General features: G+C 60.7%; 22 protein-coding genes. 7 read left to right on the top strand and 15 right to left on the bottom strand.

What is annotated here, in order from left to right; translation table 11 throughout:
• Positions 1-31: 31 nt before the first annotated feature.
• From FHT29_RS00755 to FHT29_RS00715, 9 genes are all read right to left on the bottom strand, one after another.
• The gene (locus FHT29_RS00755; RefSeq protein ID WP_168599000.1) at positions 32-1,162 is read right to left on the bottom strand and encodes an extracellular solute-binding protein; all 1,131 of its coding nucleotides are present in this window, start codon (positions 1,160-1,162) and stop codon (positions 32-34) included.
• Between the two features lie 13 nt (positions 1,163-1,175).
• Positions 1,176-1,637: a MaoC/PaaZ C-terminal domain-containing protein gene (locus tag FHT29_RS00750; protein WP_037196268.1), complete on the bottom strand. Its 462-nt coding sequence runs from the start codon at positions 1,635-1,637 to the stop codon at positions 1,176-1,178.
• 3 nt (positions 1,638-1,640) lie between these two features.
• A complete protein-coding gene (locus FHT29_RS00745) occupies positions 1,641-2,714 on the bottom strand; it encodes a Gfo/Idh/MocA family oxidoreductase (RefSeq protein WP_037196267.1) in 1,074 nt (357 codons plus the stop codon).
• A 174-nt stretch (positions 2,715-2,888) separates the two neighbouring features.
• Positions 2,889-3,218 carry an L-rhamnose mutarotase gene (locus FHT29_RS00740; RefSeq protein ID WP_037196264.1) on the bottom strand — a complete coding sequence of 110 codons (330 nt, stop codon included), beginning with the start codon at positions 3,216-3,218 and terminating at the stop codon, positions 2,889-2,891.
• 13 nt (positions 3,219-3,231) lie between these two features.
• The gene (locus FHT29_RS00735; protein WP_168598999.1) at positions 3,232-4,344 is read right to left on the bottom strand and encodes a mandelate racemase/muconate lactonizing enzyme family protein; all 1,113 of its coding nucleotides are present in this window, start codon (positions 4,342-4,344) and stop codon (positions 3,232-3,234) included.
• Between the two features lie 11 nt (positions 4,345-4,355).
• Positions 4,356-5,453, bottom strand: coding sequence for a sn-glycerol-3-phosphate ABC transporter ATP-binding protein UgpC (gene ugpC, locus FHT29_RS00730; RefSeq protein WP_047555271.1), 1,098 nt, complete (start codon positions 5,451-5,453; stop codon positions 4,356-4,358).
• Positions 5,454-5,458: 5 nt separating this feature from the next.
• On the bottom strand, positions 5,459-6,325 hold the full coding sequence (locus FHT29_RS00725; protein ID WP_168598998.1) for a carbohydrate ABC transporter permease: 867 nt from the start codon (positions 6,323-6,325) through the stop codon (positions 5,459-5,461).
• A gap of 2 nt (positions 6,326-6,327) precedes the next feature.
• The gene (locus FHT29_RS00720; protein ID WP_037196258.1) at positions 6,328-7,221 is read right to left on the bottom strand and encodes a sugar ABC transporter permease; all 894 of its coding nucleotides are present in this window, start codon (positions 7,219-7,221) and stop codon (positions 6,328-6,330) included.
• Positions 7,222-7,408: 187 nt separating this feature from the next.
• Positions 7,409-8,725 (bottom strand): sugar ABC transporter substrate-binding protein, encoded by a 1,317-nt coding sequence (locus FHT29_RS00715; RefSeq protein ID WP_047555269.1) that lies wholly within the window; start codon positions 8,723-8,725, stop codon positions 7,409-7,411.
• A gap of 180 nt (positions 8,726-8,905) precedes the next feature.
• On the opposite strand from FHT29_RS00715, the gene FHT29_RS00710 reads away from it, so the two are divergent.
• The 4 genes from FHT29_RS00710 to FHT29_RS00695 all read left to right on the top strand — a co-directional run bounded on the left by FHT29_RS00710 (position 8,906) and on the right by FHT29_RS00695 (position 12,342).
• The gene (locus FHT29_RS00710) at positions 8,906-9,697 is read left to right on the top strand and encodes an IclR family transcriptional regulator (protein ID WP_037196575.1); all 792 of its coding nucleotides are present in this window, start codon (positions 8,906-8,908) and stop codon (positions 9,695-9,697) included.
• Positions 9,698-9,762: 65 nt separating this feature from the next.
• On the top strand, positions 9,763-10,599 hold the full coding sequence (locus FHT29_RS00705) for an amidohydrolase (protein ID WP_047555268.1): 837 nt from the start codon (positions 9,763-9,765) through the stop codon (positions 10,597-10,599).
• Between the two features lie 32 nt (positions 10,600-10,631).
• Positions 10,632-11,177: a MaoC family dehydratase gene (locus FHT29_RS00700; protein WP_047555267.1), complete on the top strand. Its 546-nt coding sequence runs from the start codon at positions 10,632-10,634 to the stop codon at positions 11,175-11,177.
• Position 11,178: 1 nt separating this feature from the next.
• A complete protein-coding gene (locus tag FHT29_RS00695; RefSeq protein ID WP_168598997.1) occupies positions 11,179-12,342 on the top strand; it encodes a CaiB/BaiF CoA-transferase family protein in 1,164 nt (387 codons plus the stop codon).
• Positions 12,343-12,450: 108 nt separating this feature from the next.
• Here FHT29_RS00695 and tal read toward each other — a convergent pair whose 3' ends face one another.
• Positions 12,451-13,416: a transaldolase gene (gene tal / locus FHT29_RS00690; RefSeq protein ID WP_047555265.1), complete on the bottom strand. Its 966-nt coding sequence runs from the start codon at positions 13,414-13,416 to the stop codon at positions 12,451-12,453.
• A 503-nt stretch (positions 13,417-13,919) separates the two neighbouring features.
• Between tal and FHT29_RS00685 the strand changes: the two genes are divergently transcribed.
• Positions 13,920-14,909, top strand: coding sequence for a sugar-binding transcriptional regulator (locus FHT29_RS00685; RefSeq protein ID WP_047555438.1), 990 nt, complete (start codon positions 13,920-13,922; stop codon positions 14,907-14,909).
• Between the two features lie 72 nt (positions 14,910-14,981).
• Here FHT29_RS00685 and FHT29_RS00680 read toward each other — a convergent pair whose 3' ends face one another.
• On the bottom strand, positions 14,982-15,854 hold the full coding sequence (locus tag FHT29_RS00680; protein WP_047555264.1) for a bifunctional helix-turn-helix domain-containing protein/methylated-DNA--[protein]-cysteine S-methyltransferase: 873 nt from the start codon (positions 15,852-15,854) through the stop codon (positions 14,982-14,984).
• Between the two features lie 112 nt (positions 15,855-15,966).
• Positions 15,967-16,470, bottom strand: coding sequence for a DUF2244 domain-containing protein (locus FHT29_RS00675; RefSeq protein WP_047555263.1), 504 nt, complete (start codon positions 16,468-16,470; stop codon positions 15,967-15,969).
• A gap of 22 nt (positions 16,471-16,492) precedes the next feature.
• Here FHT29_RS00675 and nth point away from each other — a divergent pair, with 22 nt between their 5' ends.
• Positions 16,493-17,272 (top strand): endonuclease III, encoded by a 780-nt coding sequence (gene nth, locus FHT29_RS00670; RefSeq protein WP_037200082.1) that lies wholly within the window; start codon positions 16,493-16,495, stop codon positions 17,270-17,272.
• A 6-nt stretch (positions 17,273-17,278) separates the two neighbouring features.
• On the opposite strand, the gene FHT29_RS00665 is transcribed toward nth, so the two are convergent.
• Positions 17,279-17,992: a sulfate transporter family protein gene (locus FHT29_RS00665; RefSeq protein WP_047555262.1), complete on the bottom strand. Its 714-nt coding sequence runs from the start codon at positions 17,990-17,992 to the stop codon at positions 17,279-17,281.
• Between the two features lie 255 nt (positions 17,993-18,247).
• On the opposite strand from FHT29_RS00665, the gene FHT29_RS00660 reads away from it, so the two are divergent.
• Positions 18,248-19,099, top strand: coding sequence for a MurR/RpiR family transcriptional regulator (locus FHT29_RS00660; protein ID WP_047639036.1), 852 nt, complete (start codon positions 18,248-18,250; stop codon positions 19,097-19,099).
• 27 nt (positions 19,100-19,126) lie between these two features.
• Here FHT29_RS00660 and FHT29_RS00655 read toward each other — a convergent pair whose 3' ends face one another.
• Complete coding sequence (locus FHT29_RS00655) at positions 19,127-20,710, bottom strand: FGGY-family carbohydrate kinase (protein WP_168598996.1); 1,584 nt, start codon at positions 20,708-20,710, stop codon at positions 19,127-19,129.
• Between the two features lie 20 nt (positions 20,711-20,730).
• Complete coding sequence (locus FHT29_RS00650) at positions 20,731-21,405, bottom strand: HAD family hydrolase (protein ID WP_168598995.1); 675 nt, start codon at positions 21,403-21,405, stop codon at positions 20,731-20,733.
• Positions 21,406-21,427 lie beyond the last annotated feature (22 nt).

Below are 21,427 nucleotides of genomic sequence, written 5' to 3'. Positions count from 1 at the left end.
GCAATAACAAACAGATGGCGCAGCCTTTGCCTTAACCTTCGAACGATCGCGCGAAGCGCCGGTTGAGCTTTTCGACGAGGACTGTATGCCGCTCGCCCGTTCGCAGTCCATCGCTAATCATCTCAGACGCCTCGCTCTGGAACGCCATGTAACCGTCGTGCCGCGGCCGCACATAGGCGCCTTCCAGCGTGGCGCGCGTGTTGCGGTAGAAATCGAGCGCCGCGCCGTTGACGGCATCGCTGACCCAGGCGTCGGAATGACCAGGCTGACCGTTGCTGGCGGCATAAATGCCTGCTTGCACCGGGCCGCCGGCGATCCAGCGCGCAAAGGCCTTCGCCTCTTCCAGCGCTTGCGTTCGGGCCGAGACGGCAATGCCTGTGCCGCCAAGCGCCGAACCGTTCGGCATTCGGCTATCGATGACGGGCATGTCGGCGAAGGCGATCCGCGCCGGCCTGAACCCGGCGAAGGAATAGTTGACGTAACCGTAGACGAACGGAGACACATTGTATGGGCTGTCGGGTTGGCTCATCAGATCGAGCACCGCTATCGGATCCATCTCATAGCAGCGGACATCCATCGCGGCGACGATCCTTGCCATCCAGTCGAGCACCGCCTCGCCAGCCGCCTTCCCGATGAAATCCGGTCCCTCGATGCTGCAGGGCGTGCCGAGATGAGCTGCAAGCGTGATGAAGGTCATTAGCGAATGCGGCGGCCGCATCGGCAGGATTGCCTTGCCCTTTGCAGCGAGCGTCACGAACTCGGCAAGGTCCGCCACCGGGGCGCTCAGGCGATCCGGACGGTAAGCCTGCACCTGCGTCGCCGCGTCGATCGGAAAGGCCCATTGCCGACCCTGCCAGTTGTAGCTCGGATAGGAGCGGCCGACCGTGCCGGCGGCAATCGCGGCGATCTCGTCCGTATAAGCGGCATCGTCGAGCGGCAGCAGGCAGTTCTCGCGCATGATCTGCCCGACATGCGGATGATCGATGACGATAAGATCGTAGGCGGCCGCAAGCTCCTCGACCGGGAAGGTCTCGAAATCCTGCAGCGAGCGCTTTTCCCAGGTGATCGCGACGCCGGTCTTGTCCTGCCAGATCTTCGAACATGCCAGCATCGGATCGTAGCCGCGCGGATGCGACCAGGTCATTCCCCTGAGCTTAATCATGTGAGCTTCACCATCATGCCTTCTCCGTAGCCGATTTGCGCTCGACGATCAGGATATGATCGGCGGCGAGCACGACTTCGTCCCGCTGGTTCAGCACCTCACAGCGCTCGACGACGCGGCCGGCCGCCGGCCGCTTCGGATCGTCCTCCTTCGCCGATATGGTGACGCGGGTGCGGATCGTATCGCCGATATGCACGGGACGGACGAAGCGGAGCCGGTCATAGCCATAGGAAAAGGCGACAGGATTGATGAGCGACGCCGTGAGCCCGACGCCAATCGAAAAGATCATCGTGCCATGAGCGATACGCTGCCCACCTGGCAAGGTCTTGGCGAATTCCGCATCCATATGATGCGGAAAGAAATCGCCGGTATGGCCGGCATGAACGACGAAATCGGTCTCTGTGATCGTCCGTCCGGTGGTCACCCTGACATGACCGAGTTCGTAGTCTTCGAAATGGATTGTTTGTTCAGACATTCCTCAAGCCTTCGGAAGTTCGGCAATCGGCGTCGCCGGAGCGGCGCTCGACTGATAGGCGGCTTCGACCAGCGCCATGGTCTGCCAGGCATCCTCGACGGAACCGACCAGCACCTTGTCCTCGCCCGAGGCGAAGCGCTGCAGATTGGCCATGCGATTGACGAAAGCATCCGGAAACCAGGCCCCTTCGAGCTTCACCTCCACCCATTCGCTGCCACCGTCGGGGCGGATCCACAGCTCGTCCGGCTCGCCGCGCGGATAGTCGAGATTGACGCCGAGCTTGATATAGGCAGCCCCCTTGGTGCCGGAGATGCGGAACTCGCACGCCTGGTACTTACGCCCGAAATCATGGTCGTGATTGACCGACAGCACGCAGCGCACCTTGTCGCCATAGTCGAGGATCGCCGCCGTCCGCGTCTGGGCGACATCGTGGTTGGGATGGCCGATGGTCTTGGCATGGACCCCCTGCGGATTGCCGAGCAACCCGCGAATGAAATCGAGGTAGTGGATTGAGTGCATGGCGATCTCGATCCGCGGCAGGCCCTTCAGGAAGGGCCAGAGCCCCCATGGCGTGGCAAGCGCCAGCCAGGCGTCGAAGTCGACGACCTCGCCGAGATAGCCCTTCTCCACCGCGTCATAGAGCGCCAGCATCATCGGCGCGAAACGCAGCTGGAAATTGACCGCCGCCTTGATGTCGCGCTCGCGGCAGACCCGCAGGATTTCCGTGGCGCCAGTGAGATCGCTGCCCATCGGCTTCTGGATCAAAGCAAAAGCGCCGCGCGGCAATTTCGCAAGGATCGCCGCATGGGCGGCCGGCGGCGTCGCGAGATCGAAGATCGCGCCTTCGACGGCTAGCGCCTCGGCCTCATTGGCGAATGCGCGGATGTTCCATTGAGCGGCCAACGCCGCCGCTTTTTCGGCGTTCGGGTCATAAAGGCCCGCCACCGGGAAACCGCCCTTCTTGTAGGCCGGAAGATGCGCGTCGCCGACAATGCTGCCGGCACCGAAGATCACGATCGGGCGGGGATTCGAAGGCTTAGGCCACCATTGGCGGAGGGATTTGGGATCGAAGGTCATTACACCCTCCCCTTGAGGGGGAGGGTCGGACCAAAGGTCCGGGGTGGGGTGATCCCTCCCCGTGTAAGAAAGACAGACATGTGCATCCCGAGCGTCACCCCCACCCGCGCGTACTGCGCGACCTCCCCCCTCAAGGGGGAGGTGACCGCTTCATGGCGCCTTCCATTCCTATCCCTAATCAAGGTGAAACACCTCCTCCATCATGGCCCACCACTCGCCCTCCTTGCGGGTTTCGAATGGCTTCTGGCAGGGAATACAAACCGACCACCATTCCTGGTTCTTCGGGCTCGCGGCCATCTTGCGCATATCGGCCTCGAAATCCGTGCCGACATATTCCCAATAGCCGAAGAGCAGGTTTTCCGGCTCCTTCAGGAAGATCGAATAGTTGGTGATGTTGCAGTCTGAGATCAGCGCCAGGATCTCGGGCCAGACGGCCGCATGCAGCGCCTTGTATTCCGCGATCTTGGCCGGCTCCAGGCCGATCACCATACCCATCCGTTGCATGGCCAGTTCCTCCTCAGCCGTGAATTTCCAGGGTGAATTCGCCGATCGATCGAGCCTTCACCGCCTCCCAATCCCAGGCAATGCCGATACCAGGCTCGGAGGGTGCAAGCGCCTTGCCGTCAACGATCTCCATGCCCTTGGTGGTGAGATCGTCGAGCTGCGGGATGTATTCGACATATTTACCGTTCGGCACCGCGCAGGCGAGGCTGACATGCAGCTCCATCAGGAAATGCGGGCAAACCGGGATGTCGAAGGCTTCGGCCGCATGTGCGACCTTCAGCCAGGGCGTGATGCCGCCGATGCGGGCAACGTCGACCTGCACGATCGAGCAGGCGCCCTTCTGCATATATTCACGGAAATGCCGGATCGAATACATGGATTCGCCGACCGCAATCGGCGTCGGTGTCGATCGCGTCAGCCGGATATGGCCGTCAAGATCGTCGGCTGGCAGCGGTTCCTCGATCCAGGCGAGATCAAGCTCCTTGAGGCGCGCGGCCCGGCGGATCGCCTCATCGACGGTAAAGCCCTGATTGCAATCGGTCATGATCTCGAAACCGGAGCCGAGCGCCAGGCGCATCGCCGCAAGCCGATCATAATCCTCCGAGCCATGCGGCTTGCCGATCTTTACCTTGGAGCCGGAAAAGCCCTTGGCCTTCGCCCGCAGGGCGTCCTCGACCAAGGCTTCCTTCTCGATGTGCAGCCAGCCGCCTTCCGTGGTGTAGAGCGGGCAACGATCCCTAGCGCCGCCGGCGAGCTTCCAGAGCGGCAAGCCCTGCTTCTTGGCCCGCAGGTCCCACAATGCCGTGTCGACGGCGGCAAGCGCCAGCGCGGTTATTGGACCGATGGTCGTCGCGTGGGTGGCGAATTCCAGCCTGTGCCAGATCACCTCGATGCGATCGGCATCCTCGCCGATCAGCAGCGGCACCAGATGATCCGATAGCAGCCGCATGACGGACGAACCGCCCGTGCCGATCGTATAGCTGTAGCCGGTGCCGACGGCGCCGTCGGAATCCGTGATGGTGACGATCGGCGTCTCCTGGCTGACGAAACTCTGGATCGCATCCGTCCGCTTCACCTTCGGCGGCAGGTCGACCATGCGCAGTTCTATCTTCTCGATACGTGCCATGGGACGGCTCCTCAGATTGCCAGGCTCTTGCCGGTTTCGACGGAAAAGAGATGCGCCTGGCTGAAATCGAAGCTCATCTTCAATTGCTCGCCGCTCTTCAGAGCATGCGGATTGAGCATGCGCGACACCCAGTCGCGTCCGGCGAACTCAACGAAAACAAGCGTTTCATTGCCGAGTGGCTCGGTGATGGCGACAGGCAGCGTCAGCTCGTGTACCGCCGATTCAGCACCGGAATGCAGGCCGTGGCCGGTCGGGAAGATATCGTCGGGCCGCAGGCCGAAGGCAACCTTATCGCCTTCCTTGACCCGGCCGACAAACTGGCCGGGCAGTGGCAGCCGGTCGCCGTTCTTGAACACCAGCTCGCCAGCTTTCACCGTCGCCTCCTCGATATTCATCGGCGGCGAGCCGATAAAGCCGGCGACGAAGCGGGTGGCGGGCTTCTTGAACACCTCATCCGGCGTGCCGACCTGCTCGATATAGCCGTCGCGCATGATGACGATACGGTCGGCCAGCGTCATCGCCTCCACCTGATCGTGCGTGACGTAGACAACGGTCGACTGCACCTTGGCATGCAGCTTCTTGATCTCGGTGCGCATCTGCGTGCGCAGTTTGGCATCGAGGTTCGACAGAGGCTCGTCAAAGAGGAAGACTTCCGGCTGGCGAACGATGGCACGGCCCATGGCGACGCGCTGGCGCTGGCCCCCGGAAAGCTGCGCCGGGCGGCGGTCCATCAGCGCCTCGAGGCTTAGAATGGCCGCCGCCTCGTTGACGCGGCGATCGATCTCGGCCTGCGGTTGCTTGGCGATCTTCAGCGAGAAACCCATGTTCTCGCGCACCGTCATATGCGGATAGAGCGCGTAGGACTGGAACACCATGGAGATGTTGCGATCGCGTGGCGGCAGCTCGTTAACGACCGTATTGCCGATCTCGATCGTGCCGCCGGAAACCTCTTCGAGGCCGGCGATCATGCGTAGCGTCGTCGACTTGCCGCAGCCGGAGGGGCCGACGAGCGCGATGAACTCCTTGTCGGCGATGTCGAGATCGATCCCGTGGACGATTTCCAACGCACCGTAGCGCTTGACGAGTTTTTTGAGAGAAACCTGAGCCATGAGGATCAACCTTTGACCGCACCGAATGTCAGACCCGACACCAGATGCTTCTGAATGATGAAAGTGAGAGCGAGTGCCGGAATGATCATCACGACCGCGAGCGCGCACATGCCGCGCCAGTCCATGGTGAACTCGGACGTATAGTCGAGCAGACCCACAGGCAGCGTCTTCGAATCGACCGAGCGCGTCAGCTGCGAGGCCAGTGCGTATTCGTTCCAGCAGGTGAGGAAGGCGAAGATGCCGGCCGAAGCGATACCGGGGCCGGCGAGCGGGAACTCTACCTGCCAGAAGGCCTGCCAGCGCGTGCAACCATCGATCTGCGCCGCCTCGGCGAGATCCTTCGGCACCTGCCGGAAGAAGCCGTCGATCAGCCAGATGGTGAAGGGCACGTTCAGCGCGACATAGGTGAGGATCAGGCCGAAATGCGTGTCGATGATGCCGAGCCGCGCATAGACCATGAACAGCGGCAACGACAGGGCGACGCCCGGCACCGAGCGCGTCAGCATAAGCCCCAGGAACACCGTCGACTTGCCGCGGAACCGGAAGCGGGCGAAGGCATAGCCGCCGGACATGCCGATGATGAGCGCGATGGCCGTCGACGTGATGGAGATGATCAACGAATTGCGGAAGTAATCCCAAACGGGAATGCCGCCCTGCCCGACGCCGCTGAACATCGAGCGGTAGGCTTCCAGCGAAAGCTCCCTCGGGATCCAGACCGGCGGCTTCGCCATGATCTCCACCGTCGGGCGCAGCGAACTGATGATAATCCAGAGCCCCGGCAGGCAGATGATGAGCATCGCGATGAAGAGGCCGATGAGATAGGCGACTTTGCGCAGACGGCGCTGCAGACGTTGTTGAGCGTTGCGATCCATGATTACCACTCCGCTCCTATCTGGGTGCGGGCAAGCGCCAGCTTACGGAAGAAATAGACTGTGAAGGCGATCGACAGGATAATCGAGACATAGGCCATGGCGTTGGCGAGACCCATCTGCGCGTCGGCATAGGCGGTGCGCCCGACCAGCGTCCAGATCAGCTCCGTGCGCCGCGCCGGGCCGCCATCGGTCATGATCTTGACGATGTCGTAGGCGCGGGCGACGTCGAGCGAACGGATCGTCATGGCAATGAAGGCAAAGGGCATCAGGAACGGCCAGGTCACGTAACGGAAGGTCTGCCATCCGGTACAGCCATCGACCTTGGCGGCCTCGACCGGCTCCTGCGGCATCGCGAACAGGCCGGCCAGAATGAGGATGGCGAAGACTGACGTCGACGACCAGACTTCCGCGACGATGATTGAAAACAGCGCCAGATTGCCGTCGATCAGCCACGGGATGGCATCGTTTGTGATGCCTAGGGATTGCAGGGCGTTGTTGATGATGCCGACATTGTCGTTGAACATGAATTTGAACTGGAAGCCGACGAGAACAGGCGAAAACATCATCGGGAACATCATCAGCGTGCGCAGAATGCGCTTGCCGTGCGTCGCCTTGTTGACCAACAAGGCCAATCCCAGGCCGAGCAGCATTTCAAGATTGAGCGCGATCGTCAGCAGCACGACGGTGCGCACGAAAGCGGCCAGAAACACCGGATCGGTGAGGATGCGGATGTAGTTGCGCAGGCCGATGAAGGTGAAGAGCGTGGCCGGACGTGTCAGGCGAAACGGCGTGAAGCTCGAATAGAAGGACAGAAGCAGCGGAAACAGCACCACGGCGACAAGAACGATGATCGCCGGAAGAAGTAGCAGGACCGGTGGAGATATCTTTTTGAACATGGTTTGCACCTGTCGGCATTCCTCGGCAGCGTGGCCCGGACTGCTTGGAATGGATTGCGTGAGGACGAGAGGCCGGCACGAAACCGGCTGGATAGACCGGCTCCTTGCGGCGCAGGTCGAAAGCCATTCTCGAAGTCAGATTGCAGAAGTCCCGCGCACTTGCCGCGCGGGACTTCGATTGCATCGCTTACAGCGCGCCGGCGTCCTTCAGGACATCGGTTGCCTTCTGGGCCGCGGTGTCGAGCGCCTGCTTGGAGGTTTTGTCACCGAGAATGGCCGCCTGCAGTTCCGGATAGACGACGTTGGAAATTTCGATCCATTGCGGCGTGCGCGGAACCGGGAAGGCGTACTTCATCGATTCCTGGAAGGTACTCAGCACTTCCTTCTTGTAGGGGTCGGAAGCAGCCTGCTGGATGTCCCACTCCCAGACCGCCTTGCGGGTCGGCAGCGTGCCGTTGGCAGCTTCGAGCTTCTGCGAGTCGTCGTTGGTCAGGAACCAGACGAGCGAAGCAGCCGCATCCTTGTGGGCGCAAGCCTCGGTTACCGAGAAGCCGTGGTGACCGGACCAGCCTGTGTGCTTGCCGGAGGAGCCAACGGGCTGCACGACGACGCCGACATTGCCGGCGACCTTCGAGGACTTCGGATCGTTGAAGTAAGTCGCCCAGCCCGGCCAGTCGAGATCGAGTGCGATGGACCCGGAAGCAAAGCCAGCGCCCAGATCGTCCCAGAGATAATTGGTCGTACCGGCAGGAACGGCCTTTGCCTTGTACATGTTGACAAACCAGTCGAGCGCGCGCACGCCGGCTTCGGAGTTGAAGGCCGGCTTGCCGTCCTTATCGAGATATTCGCCACCCTCGGCGACCAGCATTTCAAAGAAGCGGCCGTTGATGGCCTCTTCCTTGCCGGGGAACTGCGTGCCGAAGAAGTTCGGTGGATTGGAGAAGAAGATTGCCTGATCGGAGACTTCCTTCCAGGTCTTCGGCGGCGCCAGATCGTAGCCGTACTTCGCCTTGAACGCCGTCTTCTTGGCTTCGTCTTTGTAGAGGCTCTTCTGATAGTAGAGCGCCGAAACGTCGAACTGGGCGCGCGGCAGCATGATCAGGCGGCCGTCGATGGTGGAAGCCTGAATGGTGGAATCGACGAACTGGCCGATTTCTTCCTTGGGCAGCAGCTTACCGAGGTCGGTATAGAGGTCGGGGTACTGAGGCGCGAAGGACGAGTGGTTCGAGCCGACACACCAGGAGATGCTGCCCGAGGCCATGTCGGACTTGATTTCCTTGTCGAGCTCGAAATGGTTCTTCTTGGACAGGATGTTGACCTTGGCGCCCGTTTCCTTCTCCCACTCGGAAATGCGTGCATAAAGCGGCTCATATTGCTGGCCGCCGATGAGCTTGGCGTCGATCGTCACACCCGGAAACTTGCCGGGCAGATCGGCGGCGAAGACCGAAGTGCTCGCAAGCAATGCCATCATGCCGGCAGCAAGACCGGCCCTCCAATTCCTCATCGAAATTCCTCCCAAAAAACCGGACCCCTTGTCCGATAGTCCTCTCGACCCAAATATGGATCAATGATTTATAAGTAAACATCTTATTCATATGCCGTCAAGCCGTGATCGCATGCTTGTAAAATGCAGTCATTCATATATGAATGATGATTCATGTTTCTTCGTTCAGGGGGCCTGTTGATGAATGTAGAAGACGACAGTGATCGCTATCGCGCGCCGGCATTGGACAAGGGGCTGGATATCCTTGAGCTGCTCGCGACGATCGATGGCGGCCTGACGCAGGCAGAAATCGCCAAGGCGCTCAATAAAAGCCCGAACGAGTTCTATCGCATGCTCGACCGCCTGGTGCGGCGCGGCTACGTGCAGAGACAGGATGGCGATCGCTTCTATCTGACGCTGAAGCTCTTTGGCCTGGCGCATTATCATGCGCCGGTGCGCCGGCTCGTCTCCTTCGCCACGCCGCTGATGCGCGAATTCTCCAATCGGGCCGAACAGGCCTGTCATCTGGCGATCTACGACCGCGGCTCGGTCGTCGTCATCGCTCAGCAGGATTCGCCGACCTATTGGGGCATCTCGATCCGGGTCGGCGCCCAGATTAATCTCTACAATACCGGATCGGGTCACATCCTCCTCGCATTCCGGGATGACAAGCAGCGGCAGATGATGATCAACGAGCAGAGGCGTCAGGAGCAGGACGCCGAGGAACCGCCTGCCGATCTCGAGGAGAAGCTGCGGGCGATCCGCGAAAAGGGCTATGAGACCATGGACAGCCTGCAGACCAGTGGCGTGCGCAACATTTCCGCGCCGGTTCTGGCCATGGACGGCAATGGGCTTGCCGCTCTTACCTGTCCCTATATCGAGCCCGTCAACCCCAAGGCGCCCACCTACGATCAAGTCATCGAATATGTGCGAGACGCCGCAAAACAGATCTCCGAAACCGTGGCCGGCACGGTCGACAAGGCTGAACTATAATTTTTATTTGAATAAACTATTCTTCTGTGAGTATATATTGGGCAAGCAGGTATGGGAGGAACGCCATGCTTTTCGACAGCCACTTGCACATCGTCGACCGGAAACGTCTCGCCTATCCCTGGCTGACCGACGCCGGCGCGCTCAATCGCGACAGCCTCTACGAGGACTATGCCCGCGAGGCGAAGCGGCTCGGAATCACCGACACGCTTCACATGGAAGTCGATGTCGCGGAGACCGATATCGAGCGGGAGACCGACTATGTCAAAAGCCTGAGCCGCGAGCCGGGTAGCCTCCTGCGCGGCGTCATCGCCGCCTGCCGTCCTGAGAGTACAGATTTTCCCGCCTACCTCGAACGCGTGCTTGCCGATCCCTTCGTCAAGGGCTTCCGTCGCGTGCTCCATGTGGTGCCGGATGATGTTTCCGAAGGGGCACTGTTCCGCGAGAACCTGAAACGGCTCGCCGGCACTCGCCTCACCTTCGACCTCTGCGTTCTGCCGCACCAGATATCCAAGGCGATCGCGCTCGTCGACCTCAACCCCGACGTCAGCTTCATTCTCGATCACTGCGGCGTGCCGGCTGTCAAGGATGGGCTCAGCGAGAGCTGGTCGTCAGGGATCACAGAAATTGCGAGACGTCCGAATGTCGTCGTCAAGATTTCCGGTGTTGTGGCCTATGCCGATCCCGACAACTGGACGCCCGAAACGCTGCGTCCTTTTGTCGAACACTGCATCGCAAGCTTCGGCTGGGACCGCGTCATCTGGGGCAGTGACTGGCCGGTCTGCACCCTCGGAGGCAATCTCTCCACCTGGGTCGCCGCCACCCATGCGCTGATGCAAGGCGTCAGCGCCGACGAACGCAACAGGCTTTATCATCTCAACGCCAAGCGCCTCTGGTCTCTCTGAGGCCGGACAGTTTTCCATCGAAAGACAATGCCATGACCGCCACCGTCGGCGTATCCAGCACCTATCCGAAGACCATGCCGGCCGATCACGCGGAGATTCCCGTCTGGAATGCGGAAAACTGGTTCTATGAGGATTTCGAAGTCGGCCACAAGATCCGCTCGCTGCGCCGCACGATCTCCGAGGGCGAGTCCCAGCAGTTCAACGCGCTGGTGCTCGACATGCATCCCTATGTCAGCGACCAGATCTTTGCCGAAACCGAAGGCCTGTTCGGCAAGCGGCTCGTCGCCGGCGCCTTCGTCTTTTCCGCCGGCCTCGGGCTTGTGGCTACCAACTGCGTCAACGCCTTTTCCTATGGTTATGACAAGCTGCGCTTCATCAAACCCACCTTCATCGGCGACACCATCTACACCATCCGCACCAATCTGGATAAGCAGCCGAAATATGCCGAACTCGGCCTGATCCGCTCTTCTTACGAGGTCTTCAAGGGCGAAGGCGAATTGGTGCTTTATTGCGAGCATATCCAGACCGTGCGCTACAAGAACGGCCGTCCGGCGGACGCGCCGCCGCTGAAAGCCTGACATGACTACGAAAAACGAAGAGGGCCTGCTTTCCGGCATTATCGTGCTGGATATGAGCCAGTTTCTTGCGGGACCGATGGCCGCCCTGCGGCTCGGCGATCTCGGCGCGCGCGTCATCAAGATCGAGCGGCCCGACGGCGGCGATCTCTGCCGCCGGCTCTATCTCAGCGACACCGAGATCGGCGGCGATTCCACGCTGTTTCACGCCATCAACCGCGGCAAGGAAAGCTTTGCCGTCAACATGAAGGATGAAAGCGATCTACAGGAACTGCGCACGCTGATCGCCAAGGCCGATGTCGTGATCCAGAATTTCCGCCCCGGCGTCATCGAGAGGCTCGGCCTCGATTATGCCTCCGTCGCCGCCATCAATCCACGCATCGTCTATGGCAGCATAACCGGCTATGGCCCCGACAATGAGTGGCGGCATTTCCCGGGACAGGACCTGCTCGCCCAGGCCCGCTCCGGCGCCATGTGGCTGAATGGCGAAGCCGATGACGGACCGGTGCCATTCGGGCTTGCCGTCGCCGACATGCTGGCCGGCAACCTCCTCGTCCAGGCGATCCTTGCCGGCCTGGTGCGGCGTGGCGTGACCGGGCGCGGCGTTCATGTCGAAACGAGCCTGCTGGAAGCAATGGTCGATTTCCAGTTCGAGGTACTGACCACGCACCTGAATGATGGCGGACGCCTTCCTAAGAAATCCGCCGTGCGCAATGCCCACGCCTATCTCGCAGCCCCGTATGGTGTCTATCGCTGTGCCGATGGCTGGCTGGCGCTGGCGATGATGCCGCTGGCGAAGCTTGCCCCGCTGCTGGACCTCCCTGCCCTTGCCGACTACACGCCGGACGATGCCTTTCAGCGCCGCGACGAGATCAAGAGCCTGATCGCTAGCCGCCTTAAGCAAAAGGCGATCAGGGAATGGCTTGATATAATGGAACCCGCCGATATCTGGGCGGCGGAAGTACTCGACTGGCCGAAGCTGCTGCAGACGTCAGCCTTCCGCCAACTCGGCATGCTGCAGACCGTCACGCGCGGCGATGACGTCTCCGTGCAGACGACGGCAAGCCCGATCCGCGTGAACGGCGTACGAGCCAAGAACGGATTGGCTGCGCCGGCGATCGGTAGTCAGTCGGATAAGATCCGGGCGGAGTTTATTGAGGGTCGGTAGTCTTCTCAGACTTCTCATCCGCCGCACCCGCGAAAACATAAAGGGGTGCCGCATTGCTGCGGCACCCTCTCAAAATGACAGCTCCCCTTAAAGGAGAGCCAAACCGCCTCAGGCAGCAGCGAGCTGCAGTTCCTTGCTGACCATGGCGCGTAGCGTGCCAAGATCCTTGGCGAAGGCGCGGATGCCTTCGGAGAGCTTTTCGGTGGCCATTGCGTCTTCGTTCATCATCCAGCGGAAGGTCTTCTCGTCGACGGTGATCTTGGCGACGGCGGTCTTGTTTTCCGGCGAGAGCTTGCGCTCCAGCTTGCCTTCGTCCTTGGCGAGCTCGTCGAGCAGGTTCGGGCTGATCGTCAGGCGATCGCAACCGGCCAGAGCTTCGACTTCGGCAGCGCTGCGGAAAGAGGCGCCCATGACGATCGTCTTGATGTCGTTGGCCTTGTAGTAGTTGTAGATCTCGCGAACGGACAGAACGCCCGGATCTTCTTCCGGCGTGTAATCCTTGCCGGTCGACTTCTTGTACCAGTCGAGGATGCGGCCGACGAAGGGCGAGATCAGGAAGACCTTCGCATCGGCGCAGGCAACGGCCTGAGCCTTGCTGAACAGCAGCGTCAGGTTGCAGTCGATGCCTTCCTTCTGCAGCACTTCGGCGGCGCGGATGCCTTCCCAGGTGGAAGCAAGCTTGATCAGGATGCGGTCGCGCTCGATGCCGCGCTCCTTGTAGGAAGCGATGATGGAGCGAGCCTTGGCGAGCGAGGCTTCGGTATTGAAGGACAGGTCGGCGTCGACTTCGGTCGAAACACGGCCGGGGACGAGGCCGGACAGCGCAGCGCCGACGGAGATGGCCAGACGGTCTGCCACGGCGTGAATCACTGCTTCCGACGCACCGCCCTGCTTCTTGCCCCAGGCGACGGCTTCCTTGATCGCATCGGCGAACATCGGCGTGCCGAGCGCCTTGAGCACGATGGTCGGGTTGGTGGTGCAATCCACCGGCTTCAGGCGTGCGACAGCCTCGATATCGCCGGTGTCGGCCACGACCGTGGTCATGGCGCGGAGTTGGTCAAGCTTGGAAGTCATAACAGGTATCCTTGTTGAATGAGGCCCATTTGAATGGGGAGATGCCGGGCTGCAAATTCCGTCCGGTCGATGGACGGCTTGAAGGCGTCAGGCGGAGCGCGCCCTTCCTTCTCCTATGTGTCGATAACGGGATAAAAAGCGCGAAAGTTCCATTTCCGGTGAACGGCCGAGCGGTGAACAAACAACCTTCCGACGACAAGCTTTTCACCGGCACCGGGCGCCCTATATGGTCCCATGTCCGGTCTGGCACTTGCTCGGAGCAACACTCGCACATTGTCCTCCTCGATTGGACAAGACCGAATTCCTCAGCACCGACTATCAGCAATCTGGCAACGAAAAGTCAAGGACATTTGTGCAATTCAATTGACATAAGTTTCATGTCATAGAATATCGGCAGCAGAAGAGCCGATCTCGCCTGCCCCTGTCATCCGCCATCGCCACAATTCCTGTTCGGGGCGATCATGACGCTAAAAGGCGCATGCGACAATCATGCCGGAGGACCTGTGGCCAAACTGAGACGCGGGACGCATACCGCCTATTCGGAGACCTCGTCCCTGAGGCTTCGCGCCGCATGGCTCTACTACAACCAGGGCCTGACGCAGAAGGATGTCGCCGAACAGCTGGGCATCAGCCGCACCACGGTCATCCGCCTGCTCGACGAGGCGATGCGCCGCGCCGAGGTGCAGATCTGGATCACCGAAGGCATCGACGATTGCGTCGAGCTGGCGATCAAGCTGGAGCGTATCTATGGGCTGGATGAGGCGATCGTGGTTCCCGAGCCAGCCGGTGGCGACGTCAACGCGCAGGCAAAAAGCGTTGGCCTGGCGCTCGGCCAGTTCCTGACGGAAGCTATCCCGGACAATTATACGATCGGGGTCGGCTGGGGCCGGACGATGACGGCCTCTCTTGCAAGCTTCCGCCCTCCCCGGCGTGACAATTGCAAGGTGGTCTCCCTGCTCGGCGGCATCGTCGCCGTCCATCAGACCAACCCGATCGATTACACGTGGCGTCTGGCGAGCCAGCTCGGCGCGGAATGCTACATGTTCCTGGCGCCATTGCTGGTCGATTCCATCGAGACCAAGCGCAACCTCATCGAAAAATGCGGCCTGGAAGCGATCTATCGGCTGGCGGAGAACCTCGACCTAGCCATCGTCAGCTGCGGCGACATCGGCCCGCAATCGACGTCGCTGTCGGAGGGTTTCATTTCAAAGAGCGAGTTGCAGCAGCTGATCGACGCCGGCTGCGTCTGCGATACTATGTTCAACTTCCTCGACGCCGAGGGCAATTCCGTCGATCACCCCATCAACAAACGCGTCATGTCCGTCGACCTCGACACATTGAAGAAAGCCAAGCATATCGTCCTTTCTTCCGGCGGCGCGCACCGCGCCCGGGCGATCAGCGCCACCATCAAGCGCATCGGCTGCAACACGCTGATCACGGACGAGAGTGCCGCCAAGGCGCTGTTGCAGATGGCTATGGCGAAGGCGGCTTGATCAATTAATTCCGTGTTTGCGGAGGGTTACGCAGGTTCGGCAAACTCAAAACCTTCAAGAATACACCAACCCTCAAGCGTCGCCCGCTTCCCATCCCAGCATCGCGCGCTTGCGCGTCAGCCCCCAATGGTAGCCGGTAAGCTGGCCGTTCTTGCCGAGCGCGCGATGGCACGGCACGACGAAGGAGATCGGGTTGCGGCCGACGGCTGCCCCCACCGCCCGCATCGCCGTCGGCTGGCCGATATCACTGGCGATATCTGAATAGGTCACGGCGCGACCCATCGGAATCTTTAGCAGGCTTTCCCAGACGCGCAGCTGGAAATCCGAGCCGATCAGCACCACGCGCAGCGGCTGATCGCTCGACCAGTTCGACCGTTCGAAAATGCGCGCCGCGTAGGGTGCCGTCGCCTGCGAATCCTCGATGAATTGCGCATTCGGCCAACGGCAGGTCATGTCCTCCAGGCAAGCCCTTTCATTGCCGGAATCGCTGAAGGCAAGTCCGGCGAGGCCACGATCCGTGACCATGATCAGGGCAAGACCGAAGGGCGAGATGTGGAAACTGTAGCGCATCACCAGACCGCTGCCCCTGGCCTTCCATTCGCCCGGCGACATCGCCTCATGCGTGACGAAGAGATCGTGCAGCCGGCTCGGGCCGGAAAGGCCGACTTCGAACGAGGTCTCGAGAAGCGGCAGATCTTCCTGGCGCAGCAGGCGCTTGGCATGATCTAGGGTCACCGCCTGCAGAAAGGCCTTGGGCGACAGCCCGGCCCAGCGGGTGAACGTCTTCTGCAACTGGGTCGGCGACTGGCTGAGCCGATCGGCGAGCATCTCCAGCGATGGCTGGTCGCGATATTCCTCGGTGATGAGCTCGATGACCCGCCGAACGGTCTCGTAGTCCTGACCCTGCGGCGTGATGTCGTGCTTCAACTGTGCAATCGCATTCATGATCTTTCTCCTTGGGAAGGAGAAAACCACGGCAACGGAGGCAAAACCACCCGTTTCTTGCGCAGGCGGCCCGCCTGCGGAAATGTGATGCCGTCGGTTTTGACAGGCCCACTCATATCCGCTGCGTCACCGTCGCCAAGGCACGCTTGAAAGCCTTGGCAAAACTCTCCCGATCTTCCGGATTGAGGAAGGAGCCGACATCGGTATCGTGGTGTCTGTCGCGAACATGCATGGATACGACGCCGATTTCACGGTGGCGGCGAACGAGGAAGCGCGTCCAGAACGGATTGAAGCGATGCTCCACCATTCGCCCGGTGGGCGAGAATTTGCGGATGGAGACATTGGTACGCGACACCGTGACCTCCTCCCACACGCGCCCGGAACGGTAATTCAGCCAGAAAGCCCCGTAAAGCAGGAAGAAATCAGCGCCGAAGAAGAGGCCGATCGGCCATGCGCCCTTCGCGACAAACAGAACGCTGTAGAAGAGGCAGAAGGCACCTGCCAGGGCCAGCATGATCCTGAACCCCTTTCGTCCCAGCGAGCGATGGGGGAACAATTCGGCGGCGAAAACCGGCCTGTTGCCGTCTGCCGCAGTATCGGCGTTGCGTTCCATCATAGGACTTGAGTATAGGTCGTTCATGGCAAATCCCAAGATCAAATCCAGCGCCCAAAACGCGAAAAAGTCAAATGCGACCGCAGGCCGCAAGCCGGCGTCGAAGAGCCTTTATTCGAAGGCGGATTTGGAAGAGATCTTCCGCCGCTTCTCCATTCAGCGGCCCGAGCCGAAGGGCGAGCTGGAGCACGTCAATCCCTTCACCCTCGTCGTTGCCGTGGCGCTATCGGCACAGGCGACCGATGCCGGCGTCAACAAGGCGACCCGCGCCCTCTTCGCCATTGCCGATACGCCACAGAAGATGCTCGATCTCGGCGAGGAACGCATCCGCGACTACATCAAGACGATCGGCCTTTACCGCAACAAGGCCAAGAACGTCGTGGCGCTGTCGGAAAAGCTGATCACGGATTTCGGCGGCGAGGTGCCACGGACGCGTGAAGAGTTGATGACCTTGCCGGGCGTCGGCCGCAAGACCGCGAACGTCGTGCTGTCGATGGCCTTCGGTCAGGCGACGATGGCAGTCGACACGCACATCTTCCGCATTGCCAACCGGCTGCTGTTGGCGCCCGGCAAAACGCCCGACGAAGTCGAACAACGGCTGATGAAGGTGGTCCCTGACCAATATCTCTACCACGCCCACCATTGGCTGATCCTGCATGGGCGCTATTGCTGCAAGGCGCGCAAGCCGGAATGCGAGCGTTGCGTCATTGCGGATCTCTGTCGCTCGCCCGAAAAGACCTGGGATATCCCCGCCCCGCTGGTCGAACTACCCGCTCAGATCATCGGTGCAGAAGCCGCCGGCTAGATCCCGCTACACGCGCAGACCCATCTCCCGGCGCGAGATCAGCTTGTGCAGATGCACCATCATGCCAGCTGCAAATAGCGGCGTCAGCAGATTGAGAAGGGGGATGGCGAGGAAAGCGGCGATCGCGAGGCCGGCGAGGAACACCGTGAAGGCGTGCTTGACGCGGAACTGCCGCGCCTCTTCCGGCGAACGAAACCGCATCGCGGCGAATTCGAAGAATTCCCGGCCGAGCAGATAACCGTTCACCAGAAAGAAGGCGATCAGATTGACGCCCGGAATGAACAGCAGGAACAGCGCCACGATATTGCCGACGATGACCACGCCCAGAAACCGCACCGAGCTTTTCATCGCTGCTGCGAACGGCATGGCCTTTCCCGGTGGATCGGAAGGATAGTCGCGCCTTTCCACGACCTCGGCCACATCGTCCAGAAACAGGCCGGCAATCAATGCCGTCACTGGCGAGATCAGCAACGCCATTGCGAGCGCCAGCGCGATGCCGGCCAGAATGGCGAGGAAGAATGTAAGCCAACTCGTCCAATCCGAAGTGGACGGCATGAAACCCTGCAGCCAGGGTAGAGCGAAAGAATTGAACACGCCGCGCAGCAGGAACCAGAACGCGGCGAGCGCCAGCAAGGTCAGGCCAAGAACCTTCCAGAAGACCTTGCGCGTTTCCGGTGCGAAGAGGTTTGCCAGGGAAAGGCGCACAGCAAGAACAATCATTCGGGTCGACATCTCCTGGTTGGTGAACCGACACCTAGGTATCGGCGACGCCGATATCAATATCTCCGCCGATATACGAATACGCTCAATTAAAAATTTGCATTGTTGTAATAAAGTTTAAGCTAATATATTCTGCGAGTCATATTAAGAACAACAACCAAAACAAGATCGGCGGCTTTGTGAAATCTGCGCGCCCGATTGTTCCAGCAGTTGGTGCGACCAGACATCGGAAAGACCGTCAGCGAGGCGCAAAATTTGGAAGACCTTAGCCAGAAACTTAGGGAATATATAAAGGTTGGCACACCGGCCGAGCGACGTATTGCCAAGTATTTCTCTGAGCACCTGAATGAACTGCCCTTCGAGACGGCCTCCTCCGTGGCCGATAGACTGGAATTGAGCCCGATGACAGTTGGGCGTTTCCTGCGATCTCTCGGCTATCACGGACTGGATGGAATAAAGGTCCATCTGAAAGACAACCTGGCCCCGGTTACGTTACACTTGCCTAACATTCTGGAGCAGCTTCAGAAGGACGCCAGCGAGGGTCGCCCGCTCGCAACCCAGATCGCCGAACAGGTCGAGATGCTGCAGCATATCTACAATCTCGCCAACCAGCCGCAATGGCTGGAAGCGGTGACAACGATCCTTTCATCCGGGAATGTCTTCATCACCGCCCATCCCAGCCTCGCAGGTCTCGGGCGCCATTTCTGCGACCGCCTGACATTTGCCCGCGATCATGTGCTCTTCCTCGACGGGGCCAACGGCAGCTATGTTGAGCTGCTGGGCGGGCAGTCCCAAGACGAGCTGCTCATCGTCATCGATTCGCCGCGCTTTGTCGCATCGCGGCTGTTGGCACGTTCCGCCCGTCGCGCCGGACACAAGGTGCTGCTGGCAACCGGCCAATTCACGGAATGGGCGCATGAATTCGCAAACATCACGCTTTCGCTGCCGCCTCAACGGGCCAATAGCCGCGAGAATCTCTCGGCCATGATGTCGCTGCTGGAATTCCTGGCCATAGCCGTCATCCAAGCCGCCGGCGAAACCGCGGAAACCAGAATTCGCCGGATCGAAGAGCTGCAAGGCATGTTTGCCTATGCACCGCTGCGGTAGCGGACGCCCTCGCGGCAAGCCGACCGCCTATTCCATCGCGTCCAGTTCGGCCCGATGCCGATACATGGCAAGGAAGCGCCTGTATTCGCGATCGTAAAGCGCCTTCTTGCCGGCGTCAGGCAGACGTTCGTAACCGCCCGGATACATAGCGGCGCCAGCAACAGCCAGGCTTTCATGAAGACCACAGGAAACGGAAGCCGCGATTGCGGTCCCGAGCAGCACCGCCTCGTTCATTTTCGGAACGACGACCCTGCAGCCGGTGACGTCGGAATATAGCTCCATGAGCACCGAGTTCTTCACATGGCCGCCTGCGACATGCAGCGTGTCATGCACGTAGCCATAGTCGCGCATCCTGTCGAGGATATGGCGGATACCGAGCGCTATGCCGATGCTGGTACGCCAATAGAGCCGGCAAAGGCCATCGAAGGACGCGTCAAGCGTCATACCGCTGATAACGCCCATCGCGTGCGGATCGGCCAGCGGTGACCGATTGCCATGAAAATCGGGCAGCACATGGATGCGCCCGCCGAGGGATTCGCCCTCGGCAAGCCGAAGCTCCGCGATCCTCTTGACGATACGGTCATGCAATGCCGCCGTCGGCTGGCCGCCCGCCGCGTGCATGCTGACGATATGGTCGAGCAGCGCGCCCGTTGCCGATTGCCCGGCTTCGGCAAGCCACATGCCTGGAAAGACGGCCTCGTAATAAGGGCCCCACATGCCGGTGCTACGCTTTCGTTCGCGCGCGAGGGAGACGATGCAGCTCGACGTTCCGGCGATGAGCGCCAGCTGGCGTTCCAGAGTGCCGGGATCCCCGGCATGCCCACTGAGCGCGCCGAGCGCACCCGCATAGGCGTCGATCATGCCGGCGCCAACATGGCAGGCGCGATCGAGCCCCAGCGCTTCGGCAGCCTCCGGCGTCAACGTTCCCATGCTCTTTCCGACGGGAACGCTCTCTTCGGGCAGGCCGCCGCGCTCGCGCAGGTCGCCGAGGCCGATCACGTTCAGGAAATCCGCCTGCCAGCCCGGTTGGCGATGGGCGAGATAGTTCCATTTCGCCACGAGCGTGCAGCGCGAGCGCGCTGGTGATCCCGTTGCCTTCCAGGTCATGAAATCCGCGAGATCGAAGAAATAGCCGGCCTGCACCCAGCTTTCCGGCAGGTTCTCTTTCAGCCACATCAGCTTCGGCATTTCCATTTCCGGCGACATGAACTCGCCGGAATAGTCGAGAACCTCGTGCCTCGTCGCCGTGCAGTAATCCGCTTCGGCAAGCGCCCGGTGATCGAGCCAGACGAGGGTATCGAAACGGGCCTCGCCTCCTGTGGAAACCGTCAACTGCCTGCCCTGCCTGTCGCGCACGACCAGCGAACAGGTAGCGTCGAATCCGATCGCGCCGATAGCGGATGCATCGACACCGGAGACCTTCACCGCACTACGAACGGCCGCGCAGACGGCGGCCCAAATGTCCTCGGAATCATGCTCGGCGTGGTTTTCACGCGGGCGATTCATCAGGATCGGAAATTCGCTTTTTCCCAGCAGTGAGCCGTTCGCCGTGAAGACACCGGCGCGTGCGCTGCCTGTGCCGATATCGACCGCAACCACGTGATCACGCATGCAAAAGAGGTCCCGACCACTTATCTCTTGTTGCGGACAAGTTGTATCAAATCCGGCATCGCGTCAAACACGACTTCCGGAGAAAGCTGCTCCAGTTCCGCGCGATAACTGGGTGAATGAGCATGCGAACCACCGGTAAACGCGAAGACCGTCATGCCCGCCGCCCGCGCCGCCGTGATCCCCGCCGGACTGTCTTCGATGACGATGCAATCTCCTGGAGCGACCCCCATCCGTTTGGCGGCAAAGAGGAAAAGATCGGGTGCGGGCTTGCCCCGCTTGACCATGCTGGCGCTGAAGATGTTCGGCTCCAGCCGCTGCAGAAGGCCGGTCACCCCGAGCGAGAGCCGGATACGCTCCAGCTGGCTCGAAGATGCGACGCAACGGGGAAGCGTCAGTGCATCCAGCGTTGCCCCAATGCCGTCGATCGGCTTCAGCTCGTGCTTGAAGCGCTCGTAGAGGTCGTTGCGGATGCGATCGAGGAAAACCTGGTCGATGAAAACATCGAATTCCGTCTGCAGCGTGTCGACGAGCGTCGCGAGGCTCTTGCCGAGAAAGCGGCTGTAGACATCCTCCTCGCTCATATCCACGCCGACATCGTGCATCGCCCGGATGAGCACGCTGACCGACAGCGGCTCGCTATCGACAAGCACGCCATCGCAATCGAAGATTACGAGTCCCTTCTTCGCATCGGTCATCGTAGATCCAACCCGAATTCTG

Source organism: Rhizobium sp. SG741 (genome assembly GCF_012275435.1).
Lineage (GTDB): Bacteria > Pseudomonadota > Alphaproteobacteria > Rhizobiales > Rhizobiaceae > Rhizobium > Rhizobium lusitanum.
The sequence above is the reverse complement of the archived record's forward strand: the minus strand, read 5'-3'. Positions and strand labels throughout refer to the sequence as shown.